We start from the raw sequence: 1,218 nt of genomic DNA on the forward strand, positions 1-1,218 counted from the left end.
GGGTTGTATCCTCGGATGACAATGTGAGCGTGAGGGTGTCCTTTGTCATCGTGTACGGCAGCTATCCAGTCCAGTTTGACGTTGTGTTTACCCTCAAAGCGATTCATCGTATCTCGGACTAATTCTTTTAAATCGGTGGCGAACCGTCCCTGTTCATCTTCGCTTAATGAAATGACGAGTTTATGACCGACTACGCCACGCTTTGGCTGTTCATTCAGCTTTTTGAAAAACTCAATCCGTTGAATTTTATCTTGCGCAGCTGTAAACAGTTCCGGCGGTGTCCGGTGATGATCCCGGTCAAGTTCTATGTACTTGATATGCTCTTTGATATGGGTGATCGGCTTTCCGCCTTTGCTATGACTGGCGAATCCGAGGGATTTCACATGAGCGACCATTATCTTCGCCCCTGCTTATACTCTTCAAGTAGCTTTTCATTGCTTTTGAGTCGGTTGTAATTGGCAACAAGAAAGTCCACTTGATTCTTATATTCAGATGATTCTGCTTGCAGAGAGCGTACTTTTTGGACTAACTGGTCATTCTGTCGGTGTGCGTTACCGACCTGATTTAGTCTGCTGTTTGATTCTTCTTGGACGTCTTGATAGTCCCTCCGCAGTTCTTGATAGGCTTTTTTGTACTTCTCCAGTTCTTCTTTTTGTGCTCTGTTCATGTCGATTAACTTTTCCTGCATGACCTCTAGGTTTTTGTTTTCTTGCATAAGAGAGCTGATTTTTTCAGCTGATTCTTTATCTAGTCGAGTCCGCATTCTTTGGGCGGCAATGCTGCGCATCTGTTCCCGGAGTTGTTTTGGGTTGTGATCTTCGAAATAGTCATCAAATATGTGTTCCAAAACGATACTGCTGTATGTAGTTTCGTAACTGGATTTGGCAATGAGATTTCCGACTCGTTCAACGGTTTGCTTTCCCATGTCTTCAACTCGTTTTTCGATCCTGTCGATCAGAGCTTGCTCGGTTGCGGACAGCAATGAGCTTGCTTCGACAGGTTGGACTTGGTGAGCGTGATACGCCCGAATGGCGTGTTCGATCAGCAGTCCAAATTTGGTTTCCGATCCGAAGTCTTTTTTCGCGAGCTTGCGACCGAGCGAAACGACTTCTGGATCGAGTCGGACGGATTCTTTTTGACGTGCGACCATGGTTTTTCGACCTCCAAAAATTGAGTGATTAGCTCAATTTTAGAGTGTCGGACGGTGGGGGTCAAGGG

The 1,218-nt window shown here is 45.6% G+C and carries 2 protein-coding genes; both read right to left on the reverse strand.

Features of this window, described 5'->3' with window-relative positions; translation table 11 throughout:
• The coding region (locus ACWGSK_RS27600) for a relaxase/mobilization nuclease domain-containing protein (RefSeq protein WP_452457187.1) at positions 1–383 on the reverse strand (383 nt) is incomplete at its 3' end.
• Between the two features lie 11 nt (positions 384–394).
• Positions 395–1,150, reverse strand: coding sequence for a hypothetical protein (locus ACWGSK_RS27605; protein WP_376230659.1), 756 nt, complete (start codon positions 1,148–1,150; stop codon positions 395–397).
• Positions 1,151–1,218 lie beyond the last annotated feature (68 nt).

It is taken from the genome of Nocardiopsis sp. NPDC055551, from assembly GCF_053619415.1.